This window comes from Wenyingzhuangia sp. IMCC45574 (genome assembly GCF_054182685.1).
This window is the reverse complement of the sequence record NZ_CM135169.1, coordinates 689,684-709,132: the sequence shown is the minus strand read 5'-3', so window position 1 is coordinate 709,132 and position 19,449 is coordinate 689,684. Positions and strand designations below refer to the sequence as shown.

Below are 19,449 nucleotides of genomic sequence, written 5' to 3'. Positions count from 1 at the left end.
TTTGTAGTTTATTTTAGTATGGTTATGTCAACAAATAATGGCCCTTCTGCCAGTCGTTCTATTTTTAGATATGCGTGAAAGTTTCCTGTTCCTTTGGGCAATGCAACATTGTTAAACACTACTTTTTTTTGTCCTGCCTTTACGGGAATTTTTAGGTGTACTTTGTTGTATTTTAAATGGGCAATACCCTCTTTTTTTAGTTCAGGTAAGTCGTAGGATACTCTGTAGTTCCCTTTTTGTGTGGTTACTTGCCAATATCCTAATTTGTTGTCTTCTATTACTCTAGGTCCACCGTAGTCAAAACGAGAAATTACTCTTGGTCCTCCCCAATCAAAACGAGACAGATTTACTGTTGGTTGTGCTTGTGTTCCTAAATGAATGCGTTGAATTCCTTTGGCTTCTCTTTCTTCTGTAGTTTCATCAAACCATGTTTCGTATTGTTCTAACATGATCTCTACAATCTTAGGGTGTTTTTTAGCAATGTTGATACGCTCACTAGGATCCTTTTCCATATCGTACAACTCTAAGTTATCTAACACATTTTTTAATTGGAAATCTGTAGGTTGGTGTACAATTCCGTGTGGAAAATTATGAGGACTCACGAGTTTGTATTGTTGAGTACGTGCAGAAAAGTGCATGTATTTAAAGGGTGTAGGCCCGTAATGCATTTGTGTAAAAAAAACTCTGTCTTTTAAATCAATTGGTTTGTTTTGCCATAATGGGAGCAATGATTTTCCATCGATATGCACATCCTTTGGAGGAGTTATATTACAAGCATCTAATAATGTTGGCATTACATCTATAATAGCACCTAAAGTATTGGTGGTTTGTCCTTTTTTTATTTGTGCAGGCCAGCTTACGTAAAAAGGAACTCTAATTCCACAGTCGTAAACACTCGTTTTGGTTCCTCTTAAATTAGCGACCCATCTACCAGGATAAGCATCGTTTTTGGTTCTACGATGTCTAGGGCCATTGTCTGACAAGAAAATAACAATCGTATTCTTGTCTAATTTTAATTTTTTTAAGACCTTTAACACTCTACCTACATTATTGTCTATGTTGTCAATCATACCATAAGTAAGGGCATTGTCTTCGTGTAACCCTTTTTTTCTGTAGGGTTCTGCTCTAAAATCGGGAACTTGTAAAGGAAAGTGAGGTAAGTTTGTAGCTAAAAATGCAAAGAAAGGTTGGTCTTTATTTTTTTTGATGAACTCTAGTGTAGCCTCTGTAAAAATATCGTCGCAATAACCATTGTACTTTTTAGATACATTGTTGTGTTCTAGGATAGGGTTAAAGTACGTGTTTCCTGCTGGACCTGCAGCCTGGCCAATTCCACCACCTTTGTGTACTAAGGCTTCTTGAAACCCTTGATCTGTTGGTCTCATGGGATAATTATCCCCCAAATGCCATTTTCCAAAAATTCCAGTTTTGTAACCGTTTTGACTTAACACTTCTGGCAGTGTAATTTCAGTAGTATTCATAAAATGATCTACTTGTGTAACTGCTGTAACACCCGCTCTATAAGGATATCTTCCAGTCATTAAACTAGCACGAGATGCAGAACAATTAGGAGAAGCTACAAAATGAGACATTTCTAATCCTTGCTGTCCTATTTTCTCGATATTAGGAGTTTTTAAATAAGGATTTCCGTGTGCTCCTATATCTCCGTAACCTTGATCATCGGACATCATAATGATGATATTAGGCTTTGGTTTTTGGGAAAATAAGGATTGTGTAAAAGTCAAAAACAAGAATATTGGTAGAAGGAATTGTTGAAACATTTGCTTTTTTGAGTAAAATATTATTGAATATTCAAAATTATACATCAATTAATGAAAAAGTAATAGTGTAATGATGAAAGCAAAAACATTATTGACTACTATTCAATTTGGCTTTGTAAAGTTTATTTTGGAATAGCAATATTTGGGTTTTATATGTCTAAACAGTGTTTTAATTTAGTAAACCCAATGAAAGCACAACATAAGATAGATTATACCAGAATAGAAAAAGCAATTACTTATTTGCAGGAGAATAGGAGCGAACAACCTTCTTTAGATAAAGTAGCAGCGTATGTTGGTTTAAGTCCCTATCATTTTCAGCGTATGTTTACCGATTGGGCGGGTGTAAGTCCTAAAAAGTTTTTAGAATTTACCAGTTTACAATATGCCAAAAGTCTATTAGGAAAAGGAGAACATACATTGTTTGATGTAGCCGAAGAAACAGGGCTTTCTGGAACAGGTAGATTGCATGATTTATTTGTGAAAATAGAAGGGATGTCTCCTGGTATATATAAGAATAAGGGACAAGGTTTAGATATATTGTATTTCTATTACGAAACTTTGTTCGGCTTGGTATTGGTTGCTTGTACCAATTTAGGTGTGTGTTATTTAGGTTTTGTAGACGATAAAGAAAAAGCTTTTATGGATCTAAAATCACGCTTTATAAAAGCGAGTTTTATAGAAATGGAGCATGACTTCCATAGTACAATATTGCAAATTTTTTCTAAAGATTGGACCAATTTAAAAGCTATTAAACTCCATTTAAAAGGAACTGATTTTCAGTTAAAAGTTTGGGAAGCTTTGCTAAAAATCCCGACTGGAGAATTAACTACTTATGGAGATTTGGCAAAGAACATTGATAAGCCAAAAGCTTCTAGAGCTGTAGGGACAGCCATAGGGAGCAATCCAATTGCTTTTTTAATTCCCTGTCATAGAGTGATTCAATCTTCGGGAGTTTTAGGTGGTTATATGTGGGGAATACACAAGAAAAGTGCATTGCTTGGATGGGAAGCTGCTAACAAGTACTTATTACATAAAAATAATAGTTAATGGATTTATTTACTACTTCTGACACTCCTAATTTACTGCCCTATGATGGGGATGTTATTTATTATGGAAAAATTTTAGAGGATACAAAGTGTCAGTTTTACTTAGAGAGTTTGTTAAAAAATATAACTTGGAAAAACGATGAAGCTGTTATTTTTGGGAAGTTGATTGTGACGGATAGAAAAGTAGCTTGGTATGGAGAAAAACTGTTTAATTATAAATATTCTAATACAACCAAAACCGCTCATTTATGGACTTCAGAGTTGTTAGCCTTAAAATCATTAGTAGAAAAGGTAACAGGTGAAACATATAACTCCTGTTTGTTGAACCTATATCATGATGGAGGAGAAGGAATGGGGTGGCATAGTGATGGAGAAAAGGAAATGAAAAAGAATGGAGCTATTGCCTCTTTAAGTTTTGGAGCGGAAAGAAAATTTGTTTTTAAACACAAGCAAACCAAACAGACCGTATCTACAATATTGTTACGAGGAAGTTTGTTGGTTATGAAAGGGGAAACTCAAAAACATTGGTTGCATAGTTTACCTAAAACCAAAAAGGTAACAACCCCAAGAATCAATCTAACGTTTAGGACGATACATCAATAACAAAGCCTTTCATATTTTATATGAAAGGCTTTGTTATTATAGTTAATCATTGTTCTTTTATTCGTAAGAAACAATTTCTTCATCACTAAAGTAGAAAGCAGCTTCTATAGCGGCATTTTCGTCGCTGTCAGAACCATGTACTGCGTTTTCGGTAACATTGGTAGCGTACAAGTTTCTAATAGTTCCCTCTGCAGCTTCCTCTGGATTGGTAGAACCAATTAGAGCTCTAAAGTCTTCTACAGCATTGTTTTTTTCTAAAACAGCAGCCATTATTGGACCTCTAGACATAAAAGTTACTAATTTTTCATAAAAAGGTCTTTCTTTATGCACAGCATAAAATTCAGACGCTCTTTCTGGGGTAAGTTTTATTAATTTAAGGGCAACAATTTTAAATCCAGAATTGGTAATTTTCTGAATGATAGCTCCTGAGTTTCCAGATTCAATAGCATCTGGCTTAATCATAGTGAATGTTCTGTTATTCGCCATATTGTTTCATAGATTTATTTACATTGCTAATATAGTTGTTTATAAAAAATAAGAGGTGCTTTGACAACTGATTTTTAATTGTATTTTAGCAGTTAATGAAAGCAAATGAAATTAACGTTTTAACAACGTATTTTAAGGAGCCAAAAAAAATTGTTTTTGTCTCTCACAAGAATCCCGATGGAGATGCAGTAGGTTCAACTTTAGCCTTATCAAAATTTTACACTAAGTTAGGACATAAAACAACCGTAGTTTTACCTAATGGAATTCCCGATTTTATTTCATGGGTGCCAGGAGCAGACAATGTATATAGATATGATTTACAAAATATACAATCTAAAAGAGCATTAGACAATGCTGATGTAGTATTCCTATTAGATTTTAATGCATTACATAGAGTAGGAGACGATATGCAAAATGGTCTAGAAGCATTTAAAGGAGACTTTATAATGATAGACCATCACCAAGAACCAGATGATATTGCCATGGTAACGTATTCTGATACATCTATATGTTCTACGTGTCAGATGGTATATCATTATATTGAAGCTTTAGGACAGTTAGATTTAATAGATGCTGAAATAGCTACCTGTATTTATACGGGTATTATGACAGATACTGGATCTTTTCGATTTGCCTCTACCACAAGTACTACACATAGGGTTATAGCTGAATTAATAGATAAAGGAGCCAAAAATTCTGACATTCATAATTCTGTATACAGTAACAATTCGTACAGTAGACTTCAGTTATTAGGAAAATCGTTAACAAACTTAAAGGTAATAGAAGATTGTAAAACTGCTTATATCACATTAACTCAAAAAGAATTATCGGAGTATAATTATGTTAAAGGAGATACAGAGGGGGTTGTTAACTATGCCTTGTCTTTAAAAGGAGTGGTTTTGGCAGCTATTTTTATAGAAGATACGGATCAAGGAATTATAAAAATTTCGTTTAGATCTAAAGGTAGTTTTTCTGTAAATCAGTTTGCTAGAAAGTATTTTGACGGAGGTGGACATGACAATGCCGCTGGAGCCAGATCTACCTTAAGCCTAGAAGATACTATTGCTAAGTTTGTAGAGTTGATACCAAATTACAAACAAGATTTGTTAGTTTCTTATGAGATTTAGTAGACTAATTTGCTTAGGACTTATAATCGTAAGTTGTGGTAAATCTGAACCTAGAAGACCCATCAATAAAAAAGGAGTTGTAACGGAAGATGTTTCTGTAGCTTTAAATAAAAGAATTAGGGCTAAAGAAGAATTTCTTATAGAAAAATATATGGCAAAAGACTCCTTATTAACATACAAGGATTCTCCGTTTGGTTTTTCATATGCTGTGGTAAGCCTTCCCAAAAATAAAACGGTAAAAGAGAAAAATAAAAATACAGTTTATACGTTTGAAAAAACGGTTTATACTTTAAATGATGAGTTGATTTATCCTAAAGAAATTGTGAAAAGTAGGGTTCAAAAAAGTCATCAAATAGTAGGTATAAAAGAAGGTATAAAATTAATGCAGGAAGATGAGGAAATTAAATTTATTTTTACTTCATTTGTAGCCCATGGATTTTATGGAGATGGTAAAAGAATAGGAGTAAATACTCCAATAGTTGTAAAAATTAAACTTTTAAATATAAATAATTAAACACAATGAATATCATTAAAGGATTAGCTTTAGGATTAGTGGTAGCAGGAATGGTTTCTTGTAACCAACAAAATGCAGCAAGAAAAACATCTTTAGCAACAGAACAAGACTCTGTAAGCTATGCTTTAGGAGCTTATATTAACTTAAACTTTAGAGTAAGTGAAGAGTTTAAAGATTTAGATTATGCAGTCTTAAACCAAGCAATGAGAGAGGCTACAGATACTTCTAAAACGTTGTTATCTCAAAAAGAGATTACTCCTATTTTAATAGCTTACACAAAGAAGCAAGCTGAATTAAAGAATGCTAAGTACAAAAGAGATGTAACTGAGTTTGCTACAGTTGATGAGTCAATTGAAGTTCAAACTACAGAGAGTGGTTTAAAATACCAAGTAGTTAAAGAAGGTACAGGAAACAAGCCAGTTGCTACTAACACTGTAAAAGTTCATTATCATGGTACTAATCCTTCTGGAGAGGTTTTTGATAGTTCTGTTGAAAGAAGTACACCAGCTGAGTTTCCTTTAAACGGTGTAATTAAAGGTTGGACAGAAGGTTTACAGTTAATGTCAGTTGGATCAAAATATAAGTTTATTATCCCTGCAGAATTAGCATACGGAGCACAATCTCCAAGTCCAAAAATTCCTGCAAACTCTGAGTTAACATTTGTTGTTGAGTTATTAGAGATTGTAAAGTAATTTACGAGCTTTTTTAAATAAAGTAACCTCAATTGAGAAACCTCTCAATTGAGGTTTTTTTGTGTATTATAATAAAACTAGAAAGTTTATATTTACGCATTCAAAAAAACAAAGAGAAGTTACATGAGCATCTATAAAGAACAGCCTTTAAAAATATACAATTCTATTACCAAGACTAAAGAAGAATTTACTACAGTTACAGAAGGAAATGTAGGAATGTATGTTTGTGGACCTACTGTTTATAGTAATGTCCACTTAGGAAATGTGCGTACGTTTATGAGTTTTGACATGGTGTTTCGTTATTTACAGCACTTAGACTATAAAGTACGTTATGTACGTAATATTACGGATGCTGGACATATGGAAGATGATGCAGATGAAGGTGAAGATAAAATTGCCAAAAAAGCTAGAATAGAGCAAATAGAGCCTATGGAAGTGGTGCAAAAATATACTTTAGACTTTCATAATATTTTAAATAAGTTAAACAATTTACCACCAAGTATTGAGCCTACTGCTACTGGTCATATTATTGAGCAAATAGAAATCATTAAAAAAATTGTAGATCAAGGGATAGCTTACGAGGTAAATGGTTCTGTTTATTTTGATGTGTTAAAGTACAACGAGGAAAAAACTTATGGCGTTTTATCTGGTAGAAAAATAGAAGATGCAGTTCATAATACACGTGTGTTAGATGGACAATCAGAGAAAAAGAATCCACAAGATTTTGCTTTGTGGAAAAAAGCAAGTCCTCAGCACATTATGCGTTGGCCATCACCATGGGGTATTGGTTTTCCAGGATGGCATTTAGAGTGTACTGCAATGAGCACAAAATATTTAGGGGAGAAGTTTGATATTCATGGAGGAGGAATGGATTTAAAATTCCCGCACCACGAATGTGAAATTGCACAAGCAGAAGCATGTAATGGTCACGACCCAGTAAATTATTGGATGCATGCAAACATGTTAACGTTGAATGGACAAAAAATGTCTAAGTCAACAGGGAATAACATATTACCGGGAGAAATTTTTTCTGGAGAGAATACAATTTTAAATAAGCCTTTCTCACCAGCAGTAGTACGTTTCTTTATGATGCAAGCACACTACCGTAGTATTTTAGACTTTTCTTCAGAAGCATTAGAAGCCTCTGAAAAAGGATATATAAAACTGATAGAAGCTCTTAAAACTTTAGCTAGTATTAGTGCTTCTAAAACATCTTCATTAGATATTGCTGCTTGGAAACAAAGTTGTTATAATGCTATGAACGATGATTTTAATACACCAATATTAATTTCACAGTTATTCGAAGCTGTTAAATCTATCAACTTATTAAAAGAAGGGAAAGAGACATTAACACAACAAGATTTAGATTTATTTACAAACACTTTACATGCATTTGTTTTTGATGTGTTAGGTTTGGTGTCTGAAACGTCTGAACAAGGAGGGGATAAATTAGACGGTGTGATTAATATGTTGATTGACATGCGTAAGGTAGCACGTGATAATAAAGATTGGGCTTTGTCTGATCAAATTCGTGATGAGTTAAAAGAATTAGGAATTGTGTTGAAAGACGGAAAAGGGGAAACTACTTTTACAGTAGAGTAGTATGAAATTGGTATTAAAAAAAATACTCATTTCTCCGTTTCTATTATTGATACGAATCTACCAAGTAGCCATATCACCATTTACACCAGCAACATGTAGATATCAACCTACATGTTCACACTATAGCATAGAAGCTTTGCAAAAGCATGGCTTAGTTTTTGGAGGATGGTTGGCTATTAAAAGAATAAGCAGTTGTCATCCATGGGGAGGAAGCGGATATGATCCTGTCCCAGATAAAAAAAAGAATAAAAAAACATGAATGTATTAGCGATTACTTGGGATCCACCCATTGCACTTTTTGGACTGGTAAGATTTTATAGTTTGATGTTTGTGATTGCCTTTGTTTTAGGTTACCAGGTAATGAAAGGGATCTTTAACAAAGAAAATATAAAAATAGAAATCTTAGATAAGCTATTAATGTATGTGGTTTTTGCTACTATTTTAGGTGCAAGACTTGGGCATGTGTTTTTTTACGACTGGGTTTATTTTAGCCAACACCCAGAGGAAATATTATTACCGTTTAAATTCCAACCAACTTTTAGGTTTACAGGATTTGCAGGTTTAGCGAGTCATGGTGCAGCCATTGGAATTATAACTTCTTTATGGTACTTTTCTAAAAAGGTATTAAAGAAACCATTGCTGTATATTTTAGATAGAGTAGGGATTACCGTTGCACTATCTGGATTGTTTATTCGTTTAGGGAACTTAATTAACTCTGAAATTATAGGGAAACCTACAGGAACAGATTTTGGTTTTATTTTTAAAGCATTAGGAGAAGATGTTGCAAGACATCCTACTCAATTGTACGAAGGGTTTGGGTACATTTTGGTTTTTGCTTTGTTGTTCTATATGTATTGGAAAACAAACGCTGCTGAAAAAACAGGGTTGTTATTTGGTACTTTCTTTTCTTTATTGTGGTCGGTTCGTTTTGTTGTAGAGTTCTTTAAAGAAGCTCAGGTAGACAATAGGAGTGATTGGGCTTTAAATACAGGGCAATGGTTGTCTATTCCTTTAATTATAGTAGGAATTTACTTTATTGTTGCTGCTAACAGAAGCAAAGAAGTTATAGTAAATTAATCAACCTGTAAAATACCTGCTTTTTGTCTTATTCAGAATTGTTATATTAGGGCTTTATAATTAAAAGCTATGAAAAACTTATTATTGGCAAGTTCTGGAAGTGTACACGGTTCTGGATATTTAGAGTATTTATTGCCTGCTATTGATAAATTATTTAAGGATGTAGAACAATTGTTGTTTATTCCTTTTGCACAACCTAGTGGTATTTCTTATGATGAGTATACTGATTTTGTTCAGGATGCCTTAAGTTCTTTGGGAATACAAGTTATGGGAATACATGAATATAAAGACTACAAAGAAGCCCTTACACAAGCAGATGCAATTTATGTTGGTGGTGGAAATACGTTTTTGTTAGTTGCTAAATTGTACGAATTTGGTTTGTTAGATACTTTAAAAGAAGTTGTTAGTAACGGAGTTCCTTATTTGGGGACAAGTGCAGGAACCAATATTGCAGGTTTAACCATGCAAACAACCAATGATATGCCAATTGTATTGCCACCTAGTTTTAATACCATGGGATTAGTACCATTTAATTTTAATGCCCATTATATATCTGCAAACAAAAGTAGCACGCACAGAGGAGAGACTAGGGAGACTAGAATTAAAGAGTTTCAAAAGCTAAATTTAATACCTGTTTTAGGTTTAAAAGAAGGAAGTTGGGTAAGAGTTAAAGGAGATGATATCTTTTTAAGAGGTGGCTTGTCTGCTATTTGGTTTGATGACGGTTCTATAGAAGAAATAGAAACGCTTTAATTTTTCTTAATTCCTTTTTCTAACCATTGTCCCCATTCACTATCATAAGTGTGGACTTCTTGTGTAGTTCCTTTTTTGTTAATGACTTCTTGGTTTTTATGAACCCATTCAAAAATACCTCCATATAGATTAGAAACGTCTTTATAACCAGCTTTAATGAGTTGTTCTGCTATTTTTTCGCTTCTATAGCCAACGGTACAATAGACTACTATTTTTTTGTCTTTAGGAATGTCTTTTACTTTTTTTAATTTAAAAGTATTGAAACCAACCCAAGTAGCATTTTTTATATGGCTTACTTTGAATTCCTTTTTTTCTCTAGCATCTAAATAGATAATTTCTTTATTGTTACAAACATCTTCGGGGGTTACTTCTTTTACGGTATGACTTAATAAACCATTCAACATTTTATCAAACTTTGGGTTGTTTGTTTTGTGTTGCGCAGAAACGCTAATGCTTAATAGAATTGTAAAAAGAAGTACTCCTAGTTTATTCATAATAATTTATTTGCATAAAAGTAACGAATTAAATAGAAGATTTTAATGTTAAAGTATTGTTATGAAGTTTTTTAAAGTTGTATTATTGTTAATATTGATAAATGATATTTTTCATAAAGATTTTAATTTTAATTTTAAGAAAAATAATTATTTAGGTGAAAAGAAAATTATATACTTCAGTTTGGCTTATTTCTATACTATTTTTTAACCCTTTTTATGGGCAAAAAAAAATCAAGCTTTACACAGGTTCATGGAATACATCAGAAATAAATAAAGAAACGAAGATTGCTAATAGATTAAGTACTCCACATTTATTTAAAATATCATCAGTTACATTGAACCAAATTGATGCAAATTTCCATTTAATAGTGGATGGAAAGTTAGAGAAAGTAAATTTACAAGAAGAAGGGCAAATTTTTGTTTCAGCTAAGGATTTATCGATAAAACAAGTTGCAAAAGGTAGTATTCAAAGAGGTCAATGGGAAGTAGTGGGTAAATTAGATAGTTCTAAGAGTGAAATAAAGTGGCAATTCGAAAAGCTCCCTAAGAATAATAAAATAGTAGTTGCAATTTTTAATGAGCCAAAAGATTTTGTTTTGCATTTTAATAATGCAATTAATTGTAGCAGTTCTAAAATGAAAATATATGTTGATGGAAATATGATAAAGAATTCTCAAGGGAAAACATTGAATTATATTAGAGGTTCTTCTGTTTTAGGTGTTGGAAAAAGGGTTGAAATTGAATTAGAAGGCAATTGTACTCAAAATTACGTATTTAGTGGAACTTTAAAAATCAAATAAAAATGAAGAGTCAATTACATAAATCAATTTTTTATTTATTCATATTATGTTGTATTGTGTTATTACAAAACTGTATGATTCATAAATTAAACGTGAATAATTCAGGTAACAACTTTTACGGGCTTAAGAAGATAGTTGAAGAAAATAAAGAAACTTCTATTTTTGTTACGCATGGTATGGGAGTTCAATTTAGTGATTTTGCAGATCCATTTATAAATAAATCAGCTAATGAACTAGGCTTCATATTAAAAGATACCACAATTATATCAAATGAGAAGAGTTTTACAAGAGTATTACGATATCAAAATGACTCAAAAGTTTTAAAATTTTATGTGCATTGTTGGTTTCCTGCTACAGCAAATTTAAAGTTTTTTCTAGATTTTACAGATAATAATAGTAACAGGTTACAGACGATGGATAAATTAAAAGGAAATTTAATGAATTTAAGTGTTTCTGATGTAATAATGTATAAAGGTAGATTTGGAGAAACTATTAGAAAAGGAATTGAAGGTACATTAAAATTAATGATTGAAGAACACCCCAATGCAGCAATAGTTGGAGTTTCAGAAAGTTTAGGTTCTAAAATGTTTATAGATGTATTGAATAAAAATATTAAAAATAATGAAGAGTGGGCACAAAAATGGGAATCTAAATTGAATTCAGTTTATATGTTTTCAAATCAATTAAGTTTACTTTACCTAGGTGATGTTAATCCTAATTTTATTAATGTTCATTCCAAGGTTGATAACTTAACTGATATAGAAAGAAGAGAAAAGGTTATGGAAGTTACTAAAGAGGTTTATAGCCCTTTGATTAATTTTACTAAAGATGTAACCATTTTTAATTCCAACTCAGAAGTACAACTAATTGCATTTTCAGACTCAAATGATTTGTTGAGTTATAAAATTCCTGAAAACATAGTGCATGAAAAGTTTAAAGTAGTAAACGTATTAGTTAGTGTTGCTAAAAAGGGGTATTCATTTCCATTTAAAAAGCCAGAAGTTGTTAATCCCATAAAATCTCACTTAGGCTATAAAGAAAATAAAATCATTTTTAACTATTTTATAAATGGAAATCAATAGATTATGGTAACATTAAAAACATTTACTAGAGTTTTAGATAGTGATTTACAAACTATATACGGAGTTATAAGTGCTGGAAGCGAAATTCAAGTTTATTCCAATGGTGATTTAGCATCATTTGTAATTGAGAATGATACACTTATTAATGGATATTTATTTAAAGCAGATACAAATATTATTTTAAGTCCTACAGGAAAATTCATACAAGGTACTTTAGCAAGAAATGAAATAGCAGTATTAAACGAACATACTTTTGAATTCGAAAAACTAACTAATCTAGCTTTTTGGGAAAATTCATCAATTGCTGGTGGTGAAATAACGACAATTGTAAAGCTAAATGAACCTTATAATTTTGAAATACAAAAAGGACGAGTGGCATTTGATTTACATGGAAGGTTAGTTTACGGAGTTTTGAATACAGAAATAACTTTAACTAATACTAGAAGTCCAATAGAAAGATTCACGTTAAGCTTAAAAACGAATGCAACAATACAGTTGTATTCGGATAATAATGTAGAGAATAATCAGTCTATTAACGTAGGAACTTTAAAAACAGATTTAGTATGGAATAACTTTGTATTAAAAGATTCTAGTACGATTGGTTTTTATACAGGAGATTCAATGATAGATGTAGGCGAGATAAGAGTCTTTACTATGAAATACGATACATACAGAGAAAATTTTTTAATACAAGCTGGACAAATAATATTATATAAGGATGGTGCTCTTAAAAGTTTTAAACTCCAAGGTGAGAAACTAATTAATAACTTATCGTTACCTAAAGATTCATATCTAACTTTATTTCAATCAGGTAAATTAATGCATTTAATATGTCCAAATGATATTACAATACAAGGAAATTTATATCCAGCAAATACTAAAATAAGTTTTAAAGAAAATGGAGATGTTATAAATTAAATATTAAAGAGTTTAAATAATCAAGGGGCACTAAACCATAAAGTGTGTAAGTTCTAAAAACAGGGTTTGAAGATGTTCAAACCCTGTTTTTTTGTTTAATTATTAATTTTACACTTTATGAAACCAGAAGACTTATTAAACGACGACTTTTTAAAGCAATTCAAAACGGGCGATGAATTGAGTAATTTTTTAGCCAAGATTCAAAAAAGAGGAATTGAAAAAATGTTAGAGGGAGAATTAGATGCTCACCTAGACTATGACAAACACCAAACTTCTCTAAGTGATAATACACGTAACGGCTACTCCAAAAAGAAAATCAAAACTAGTTTAGGGGAATCTGAAATCACAGTTCCAAGAGATAGAGACGGTAGTTTTAACCCTATGATTGTAAAGAAGAGACAAAATACTTTAGATGGTGTAGAAAACATCATTATTAGCCTCTATGCCAAAGGGATGTCCGTATCTGATATTGAACAACAAGTCTTAGAGCTTTATGATTTCAATATCTCTAGTTCTGCTATATCTCGAATTACAGATAAAATCAACTCAGATATCGTTGCTTGGAAAAACAGACCTTTAGACCCTTGCTATTTGATTGTTTGGATGGATGGAATTGTATTTAAAGTTCGAGAAAACTCAAAAATCATCAACAAGACCATCTATATAGCTGTGGGATTGAAAACCAATGGTAAAAAAGAAGTACTAGGTTTATGGTTAGGTAAGAATGAATCTTCCGCTTTTTGGATGACGGTTTTAACTGATATCAAAGCTAGAGGAACTCAGGATATTTTAATCACAGCTACGGACAATCTAAATGGATTTACAGATACTATAAAGACCGTATTCCCTGAATCGGTAACTCAAATATGTGTGGTACACCAAATTAGAAACTCTTGTAAATATGTGGTCTGGAAAGATAGAAAAGTGTTTTCTAAAGATATGAAAGAAATCTATACAGCTCCTACTAAAGAGGCAGCCAAAGCTGCTTTAGAAGACTTTAAGCAGAAGTGGAACTCTAAGTACTCCTATGCTATTAAAAGTTGGGAAAACAACTGGGATGAACTAACTGTGTTCTTTGACTTCCCTGTAGAGATTAGAACTATTATTTACACTACTAATCTTATTGAAAACTTAAATGGAAAAATTAGAAAGTATACCAAAAATAAACTCTCATACCCAACCGATGATGCAGTAATTAAATCCGTGTTTTTAGCTTTAAGAGAATCAACTAAAAAATGGACGATGCCTATCAGAAATTGGGGAGTAATACTAAACCAGTTTTTAGCTATATTTGAAAATAGGATCCAGCTATAAGTAGCTAAACCCTATTTTTAGAACTTACACAAATTAAGGGACAGTGTCAATCAAGGCTTCTTTAATTAAAGAAGCCTTGATTATTTATATGTTATTTAATAACAGTTAAAACTTAATACTTTGTGGTTTTAATCTCTTTCCTGTTAAAGGAGTTAAGTAAAAACTATAGTTATAAGTTCCATGTTTAATTAAATACTCTTCGTGTGGTTCTGCAACAGCAGACCAAGTATTATCTCCACCTACACCTGTTTGTTTCGCATCAATATTTACGGTAAATACGTTACGTTTCTTTAACTCATACGTGTGTTTGGCTGCTTGTAAGTTTTCTATACTGTAAGGCGATACACTAAAGTTAATAGATTGTTCACTAGATACCAATACACCTTTATAAGCACTGTTGGTTAAGCTAAACCAACGAGTTCCCATATGGTTTCCGTTTTCTTCTGGATAAATGTATTCGTAATTCATTCTCTTTGCATTTGCTCTGTATAATCCTACAAATGCCCCAGTATTTCTATCGGCATAATTAGCTTGTGGTCCTTTACCGTAGTATTGTACATTTTGAAATTGTTTTGCAATATCAAAAGACATTCCTACACGTGGTGTGTTTGGTTGTCCTTTAGCAATAGTAGCTGTATAATCCACCTTTAAGATTCCTTTAGAAATAAATGTATAAGTTAAATCAACTTTAGTATTTGTTGTAGTTACATTACCATTAACTGTTACAATCACCTTTCCTTTAGCTTCTTTGTTTACAGTAACATTTTCTACTTTAAAATTATTTGCAGCTTGCATCCATACCAATTCATTTTGTTGTTTTTTAGCATTACGATACGCTTCATCGTTCTCAGTTTCTGCTCTCCAGAAGTTCAACGTAAATGGTGAAGCCAATAAAGAAATACCTTCTCTTTCATAACTATCTACCATTCCAGTTTCTTTATTAATAACCACTTTGCTAATAGGAGTCTGTAAAGTTACTTTACTAGTCTGGTCTTTCACTAATATTTTAGACTTACTGTAACGCATATCTTTTAACTCAGGAGTAGGGAAGTCTAATTTAAACTGTTCTTTAAAAACAGCATATCCTTTTTTAGCCCATAATGTACTTTCTTTTAAGCTTCCTGTAATCGTTATAAAAAATTCGTCCCCAGCTCTAACTCTAGGTTTCTTAAAATCAATATGTAGTTCTTCAGATTGTGTTGGAAGGGTGTTTAAACTTGGTAAAATACCTCTATTTACAGCAATTCCATTTTTAATAATTTCCCAAGATAAATTGTATTGAGATAAGTCTACAGCATGGTGTCTGTTTAAAATGGTAAACTTTCCCTCTAAAGCATTTACTGCAGTAATTACTACAGGTTGATTTACTTTTTTACATTCATAAATTTCTGGTTTTGGAGTTCTATCTGCTGCAATAATTCCATTAATACAGAAACTACCATCGTTAGGAGTATCTCCAAAGTCTCCCCCATAAGCTAAATATTTTTTTCCATCTTTAGTCTTGGTTAAAACACCTTGGTCAATCCAATCCCAAATATAACCACCCATTGCGCGGTCGTTCTTGTAGATTACATCCCAATATTCAGCCATGTTACCAACAGAGTTCCCCATAGCATGTGCATATTCACACATAACAACCGGACGATTATCAATAGCAGCTGTATCGTCTATTAAGCTTTGTAACGCATCAGGATTCGGGTACATTCTACTAATCATATCTACCCACTTAGGGTCTGTAGGGTTTCCTTTTCCAATGTTAAAGTATTTCTTCTTATAGTCTGGATGTGCAGGTTGCCCTTGTGCTCCTTCGTAGTGAACATAACGTGTAGGGTCATATTCCTTAATCCAGCTTGCCATAGCAGCGTGGTTAGGTCCCATTCCAGATTCGTTTCCTAGAGACCACATCACTACAGAAGCATGGTTTTTATCTCTTTGGACCATACGAATTGCTCTTTCCAAATAAGCAGATCCCCATTCTGGCTGATTTGATAATTGACCTCTAGTTCCATGTGTTTCTAAGTTAGCTTCGTCCATTACATAGATTCCGTATTCATTACATAACTCATAGAAGTAAGGATCGTTAGGGTAGTGCGATGTTCTAACAGCATTAAAGTTGAATTGCTTTAATAGTTTCACATCAGCTTCCATATCAGCTCTAGAAACCGTTTTCCCGTTCTTCATATTGTGATCATGACGATTCACACCAATCATTTTCACCATGTTTCCATTTACTAAGAAACGACCTTTTTCATCTATATAAACTTCTCTAAATCCAACCTTAGTACTCACATGTTGTTGTTCGTTTCCTTTATCGTCTTTTAATGTGAACACTAATGTATATAGATAAGGATCATCAGAAGACCACTGTTTAGGAGCTTTAATTTTAGATTCCATTAAAGAAAAGTACACATTGTCTCTTTGTGGATAATACTCTCCAATAGACTTCTTTAATTTCATATTTTCTGTATTGATAGAATTTCCTTCAGCATCTATCAACTCAGCAGTTAAAGTCCAGTTGTCAAACTTGGTTCTTAATGGAGCATTTCCAAAGTGCCCCACTTTTTTTAAGTACTTTTCTGTTTGAGCTACATTCGCTTCAAAAACAGGACGAATTTGTAATAAAGCATCTTTGTAATCCTTGTCAAAATCGGTACGAATTGTAAAGTCAGACAAACGAACTTTAGGAACAGCTTGTAAGAATACTTCTCTTTCAATACCACTCATTCTCCAGTGATCTTGTGCTTCCATATAGCTACCATCTGCCCAACGATATACTTTTACTGCAATTTTGTTTTTTCCTTCTTTTAAGTGTTTAGTAATGTTAAACTCAGATGGCAAACGAGTGTCTTCACTATAACCAACAAACGCACCATTTACCCATACATAGAAAGCAGAAGACACACCACCAAAGTGTAAAATCACATCTTTTCCATCCCATGAAGGGTTTAAATCAAATGTTTTAACGTAATGTCCAATAGGATTGTCGTTGTGGTTAATATTTGGAAAATCACTAAAGAAAGGGTACGTAGAGTTGGTATAAATTGGTGTTCCATATCCTCTCATTTCCCAGTTAGATGGTACATCTATTGTTTTCCATTTAGCGGTACTAAAATCGGTTTTTTCAAATCCTTTGATTTCATCTGCGGGTTTTGCTACCCAACTAAATTTCCAACTTCCGTTTAAAGATTTAAACAAGCTAGAAGTAGTTCTATTTCCTTCTAAAGCTTGTGCTTTATTGTCAAAAGAATAAAAAGTACTTCGTGCTGGTAATTTGTTAATTTGATTAACGTGTGGGTTTTCCCAATCGTTTAATTTTTGAGCTTGCGTTGTATGCAAAGAAAGAGCAATACAAGCTAAGGCTAAGAGTTTTTTCATCTTGGTTTATAAGTAGAATTTTAAGTTACTAAAATACAACGGGAATGCTATACTTAAGAAGTATTATTGTTTAAACCTATGTACTATATGTTGAATTGATAACACTAATATGTAATTCTTGCTAACATATTTAATGTACTAATGTTTTTAGGTCTTTAGAAATCTTTACTTAAACAATTGATAATCAGTTTATTTTGTAGATAAAAAACCTCTAAGCAACTAGACTTAGAGGTTTTAATAGATAGGTAGTTAGTAATTTGTGTTTTTTAAAGTTTGTTGTAGATTGCTGAAATATCTAAGGGATCATTCATGTCTTTTTGAAGTTGTAATAAGTCTTTGTACAAGTCTTTTACTCTTTGTTTTTGCGCTGGAATTTCCGATAAATCGTGCATCTCTTCAGGGTCATTTTGCATGTCAAATAACAACACTTTTGGAACTTCTGGATACACTAATAATTTATATCCATCTTTTCTAATAGCACGTTGAACACTTAAATAGGCACCGTAAATAGCAGGGTAGTGGCTCTTAGTTTCTTTTCCTTTGGCAAGGTTTAAGAAACTATTAAACTCAATATATTCAGGTTTTTCTACTCCAGCTATGTCTAAAGCGGTAGCCATTGCATCTTGTAAATAAACATCAGCATCTACTTTGGTATCTTTTGGTATTTCTGGACCTACAATTACCATTGGAGGTCTCATACTATGATCAAACAAGTTTTGTTTTCCTAATAATCCGTGTCTTCCCATAGCTAAACCATGATCTGCTGTAAAAATGATATAGGTATTCTCCATTTTTCCTGCTTTTTCTAAAGCATCTAAAATCAACCCAATTTGTGCATCTGCGTGTGTAATACTTGCATAGTATTCTTTAATGTGCGTTTTAACTGCATATTCAGTTCTAGGCCATGGTGCCAATGCTTCGTCTCTTAAGTTGTTCCAGTTCTTAATTTCTTTTCTGTATGGGTACTCAGGTAAAAAACTTTCTGGAACAGAGATCTTGTTGATATCATACATGTCTTGATACTCTTTTGGAGCCTGTCTTGGGTCGTGTGGAGCATTAAAAGCTAAATACATAAAGAAAGGTTTTTCTGATGTTTTAGCATGGTCTATAAACCCTAAAGCATTGTCTTTAACCACTTCACTCCAGTGTTTTCCTCCATGCCAGAAACCTCCGTGTTTGGTATCTGTTGGAGACCAAGAGGTGTCATTTTCATCTTGAGGACGATTGTAACCGATAGGCATAATATCATCTGGGTTAGATCCTTTTACTTTAGCAATAGAATCAAATTTTTTAACCATGGTAGCATGATCCCAATTGTCTTTAGGCATTCCACCTCTTACATCTGCAGTATGGTTAAACACTTTTTCCGCTCCAACATGAACATGCCATTTACCGGTCATGTACGTTTCGTAACCTTGGGTTTGCAATAATTTAGACCATATTTTTTCGTCGTTTCCTTCTTTATGGTATTTAAATTCTTTTGCATTCCAAACAAAACGACCTGTATTCATCATAGCTCTAGAAGCCAAACAAACGGCACCACTCCAAGAACCCATATTGTAAGTATGTGTCATAGTAGCTCCATTATGAACCAAACGGTCCATGTTTGGGGTAATAATTTCATTATTCCCTAAAGCACGAATAGAAGAATAGGTTTGATCATCTGTAAAGATGAAAACAATGTTCGGCTTTTCAGCTTTTTTTTCTGCTTCTTTCTTTTTGGGAGCACAGCTAAATAAGCCAATACTCAATACTCCTAATAAAAGTAAGTTTTTCATTGATTGT

18 protein-coding genes are annotated in these 19,449 nt (G+C 32.6%); 13 read left to right on the top strand and 5 right to left on the bottom strand.

Translation table 11 applies throughout. The features are described from left to right. Window positions 1-8: 8 nt before the first annotated feature. Complete coding sequence (locus tag ACXHHC_RS03050) at window positions 9-1,781, bottom strand: arylsulfatase (RefSeq protein WP_458228185.1); 1,773 nt, start codon at window positions 1,779-1,781, stop codon at window positions 9-11. Window positions 1,782-1,967: 186 nt separating this feature from the next. Between ACXHHC_RS03050 and ACXHHC_RS03045 the strand changes: the two genes are divergently transcribed. Then, window positions 1,968-2,828, top strand: a complete 861-nt coding sequence (locus ACXHHC_RS03045) for a bifunctional helix-turn-helix domain-containing protein/methylated-DNA--[protein]-cysteine S-methyltransferase (protein ID WP_458228184.1) — start codon at window positions 1,968-1,970, stop codon at window positions 2,826-2,828. Continuing rightward, window positions 2,828-3,430 carry an alpha-ketoglutarate-dependent dioxygenase AlkB family protein gene (locus ACXHHC_RS03040; protein WP_458228183.1) on the top strand — a complete coding sequence of 201 codons (603 nt, stop codon included), beginning with the start codon at window positions 2,828-2,830 and terminating at the stop codon, window positions 3,428-3,430. Before ACXHHC_RS03045 ends, ACXHHC_RS03040 begins: the two co-directional genes overlap by 1 nt. A gap of 57 nt (window positions 3,431-3,487) precedes the next feature. Here ACXHHC_RS03040 and ACXHHC_RS03035 read toward each other — a convergent pair whose 3' ends face one another. Continuing rightward, complete coding sequence (locus ACXHHC_RS03035; protein ID WP_458228182.1) at window positions 3,488-3,916, bottom strand: nucleoside-diphosphate kinase; 429 nt, start codon at window positions 3,914-3,916, stop codon at window positions 3,488-3,490. 95 nt (window positions 3,917-4,011) lie between these two features. On the opposite strand from ACXHHC_RS03035, the gene ACXHHC_RS03030 reads away from it, so the two are divergent. The 7 genes from ACXHHC_RS03030 (at window position 4,012) to pepE (ending at window position 9,681) form a co-directional block, all read left to right on the top strand. Further along, window positions 4,012-5,043 (top strand): DHH family phosphoesterase, encoded by a 1,032-nt coding sequence (locus ACXHHC_RS03030; RefSeq protein ID WP_458228181.1) that lies wholly within the window; start codon window positions 4,012-4,014, stop codon window positions 5,041-5,043. Continuing rightward, window positions 5,033-5,557 carry a hypothetical protein gene (locus tag ACXHHC_RS03025; protein WP_458228180.1) on the top strand — a complete coding sequence of 175 codons (525 nt, stop codon included), beginning with the start codon at window positions 5,033-5,035 and terminating at the stop codon, window positions 5,555-5,557. The genes ACXHHC_RS03030 and ACXHHC_RS03025 overlap by 11 nt, the downstream gene beginning before the upstream one ends. A 5-nt stretch (window positions 5,558-5,562) precedes the next feature. Further along, window positions 5,563-6,249, top strand: coding sequence for an FKBP-type peptidyl-prolyl cis-trans isomerase (locus ACXHHC_RS03020; RefSeq protein WP_458228179.1), 687 nt, complete (start codon window positions 5,563-5,565; stop codon window positions 6,247-6,249). A gap of 123 nt (window positions 6,250-6,372) precedes the next feature. Further along, on the top strand, window positions 6,373-7,851 hold the full coding sequence (gene cysS, locus ACXHHC_RS03015) for a cysteine--tRNA ligase (RefSeq protein ID WP_458228178.1): 1,479 nt from the start codon (window positions 6,373-6,375) through the stop codon (window positions 7,849-7,851). 1 nt (window position 7,852) lies between these two features. Beyond that, entirely contained in the window at window positions 7,853-8,110 is a 258-nt protein-coding gene (gene yidD / locus ACXHHC_RS03010; RefSeq protein WP_458228177.1) for a membrane protein insertion efficiency factor YidD, read from the top strand. After that, a complete protein-coding gene (locus ACXHHC_RS03005; RefSeq protein WP_458228176.1) occupies window positions 8,107-8,928 on the top strand; it encodes a prolipoprotein diacylglyceryl transferase in 822 nt (273 codons plus the stop codon). Before yidD ends, ACXHHC_RS03005 begins: the two co-directional genes overlap by 4 nt. Before the next feature lie 69 nt (window positions 8,929-8,997). After that, window positions 8,998-9,681: a dipeptidase PepE gene (gene pepE / locus ACXHHC_RS03000; RefSeq protein ID WP_458228175.1), complete on the top strand. Its 684-nt coding sequence runs from the start codon at window positions 8,998-9,000 to the stop codon at window positions 9,679-9,681. On the opposite strand, the gene ACXHHC_RS02995 is transcribed toward pepE, so the two are convergent. Then, window positions 9,678-10,175, bottom strand: a complete 498-nt coding sequence (locus ACXHHC_RS02995) for a rhodanese-like domain-containing protein (RefSeq protein ID WP_458228174.1) — start codon at window positions 10,173-10,175, stop codon at window positions 9,678-9,680. The two genes, pepE and ACXHHC_RS02995, sit on opposite strands and share 4 nt — an antisense overlap. Before the next feature lie 155 nt (window positions 10,176-10,330). Between ACXHHC_RS02995 and ACXHHC_RS02990 the strand changes: the two genes are divergently transcribed. The 4 genes from ACXHHC_RS02990 (at window position 10,331) to ACXHHC_RS02975 (ending at window position 14,289) form a co-directional block, all read left to right on the top strand. After that, window positions 10,331-10,975 (top strand): hypothetical protein, encoded by a 645-nt coding sequence (locus tag ACXHHC_RS02990; protein ID WP_458228173.1) that lies wholly within the window; start codon window positions 10,331-10,333, stop codon window positions 10,973-10,975. A 74-nt stretch (window positions 10,976-11,049) separates the two neighbouring features. Then, window positions 11,050-12,057, top strand: coding sequence for a hypothetical protein (locus tag ACXHHC_RS02985; RefSeq protein ID WP_458228172.1), 1,008 nt, complete (start codon window positions 11,050-11,052; stop codon window positions 12,055-12,057). A gap of 3 nt (window positions 12,058-12,060) precedes the next feature. Continuing rightward, window positions 12,061-12,975 (top strand): hypothetical protein, encoded by a 915-nt coding sequence (locus ACXHHC_RS02980; protein ID WP_458228171.1) that lies wholly within the window; start codon window positions 12,061-12,063, stop codon window positions 12,973-12,975. 117 nt (window positions 12,976-13,092) lie between these two features. Beyond that, entirely contained in the window at window positions 13,093-14,289 is a 1,197-nt protein-coding gene (locus ACXHHC_RS02975) for an IS256 family transposase (RefSeq protein WP_458226684.1), read from the top strand. A 105-nt stretch (window positions 14,290-14,394) separates the two neighbouring features. On the opposite strand, the gene ACXHHC_RS02970 is transcribed toward ACXHHC_RS02975, so the two are convergent. Together ACXHHC_RS02970 and ACXHHC_RS02965 are read right to left on the bottom strand one after the other, a co-directional pair. Further along, a complete protein-coding gene (locus tag ACXHHC_RS02970) occupies window positions 14,395-17,664 on the bottom strand; it encodes a glycoside hydrolase family 2 TIM barrel-domain containing protein (RefSeq protein ID WP_458228170.1) in 3,270 nt (1,089 codons plus the stop codon). Between the two features lie 266 nt (window positions 17,665-17,930). Continuing rightward, complete coding sequence (locus tag ACXHHC_RS02965; protein WP_458228169.1) at window positions 17,931-19,442, bottom strand: sulfatase-like hydrolase/transferase; 1,512 nt, start codon at window positions 19,440-19,442, stop codon at window positions 17,931-17,933. Window positions 19,443-19,449: the final 7 nt, after the last annotated feature.

Coding starts and splice junctions, on each gene's coding strand:
- ACXHHC_RS03005 (WP_458228176.1), top strand. CDS start 8,107: ATGAATGTATTAGCGATTACTTGGGATCCACCCATTGCACTTTTTGGA.
- ACXHHC_RS03040 (WP_458228183.1), top strand. CDS start 2,828: ATGGATTTATTTACTACTTCTGACACTCCTAATTTACTGCCCTATGAT.
- ACXHHC_RS02980 (WP_458228171.1), top strand. CDS start 12,061: ATGGTAACATTAAAAACATTTACTAGAGTTTTAGATAGTGATTTACAA.
- yidD (WP_458228177.1), top strand. CDS start 7,853: ATGAAATTGGTATTAAAAAAAATACTCATTTCTCCGTTTCTATTATTG.
- ACXHHC_RS02975 (WP_458226684.1), top strand. CDS start 13,093: ATGAAACCAGAAGACTTATTAAACGACGACTTTTTAAAGCAATTCAAA.
- ACXHHC_RS02965 (WP_458228169.1), bottom strand. CDS start 19,442: ATGAAAAACTTACTTTTATTAGGAGTATTGAGTATTGGCTTATTTAGC.
- pepE (WP_458228175.1), top strand. CDS start 8,998: ATGAAAAACTTATTATTGGCAAGTTCTGGAAGTGTACACGGTTCTGGA.
- ACXHHC_RS03035 (WP_458228182.1), bottom strand. CDS start 3,916: ATGGCGAATAACAGAACATTCACTATGATTAAGCCAGATGCTATTGAA.
- ACXHHC_RS03030 (WP_458228181.1), top strand. CDS start 4,012: ATGAAAGCAAATGAAATTAACGTTTTAACAACGTATTTTAAGGAGCCA.
- cysS (WP_458228178.1), top strand. CDS start 6,373: ATGAGCATCTATAAAGAACAGCCTTTAAAAATATACAATTCTATTACC.
- ACXHHC_RS03025 (WP_458228180.1), top strand. CDS start 5,033: ATGAGATTTAGTAGACTAATTTGCTTAGGACTTATAATCGTAAGTTGT.
- ACXHHC_RS03020 (WP_458228179.1), top strand. CDS start 5,563: ATGAATATCATTAAAGGATTAGCTTTAGGATTAGTGGTAGCAGGAATG.
- ACXHHC_RS03050 (WP_458228185.1), bottom strand. CDS start 1,781: ATGTTTCAACAATTCCTTCTACCAATATTCTTGTTTTTGACTTTTACA.
- ACXHHC_RS02995 (WP_458228174.1), bottom strand. CDS start 10,175: ATGAATAAACTAGGAGTACTTCTTTTTACAATTCTATTAAGCATTAGC.
- ACXHHC_RS03045 (WP_458228184.1), top strand. CDS start 1,968: ATGAAAGCACAACATAAGATAGATTATACCAGAATAGAAAAAGCAATT.
- ACXHHC_RS02985 (WP_458228172.1), top strand. CDS start 11,050: ATGATTCATAAATTAAACGTGAATAATTCAGGTAACAACTTTTACGGG.
- ACXHHC_RS02970 (WP_458228170.1), bottom strand. CDS start 17,664: ATGAAAAAACTCTTAGCCTTAGCTTGTATTGCTCTTTCTTTGCATACA.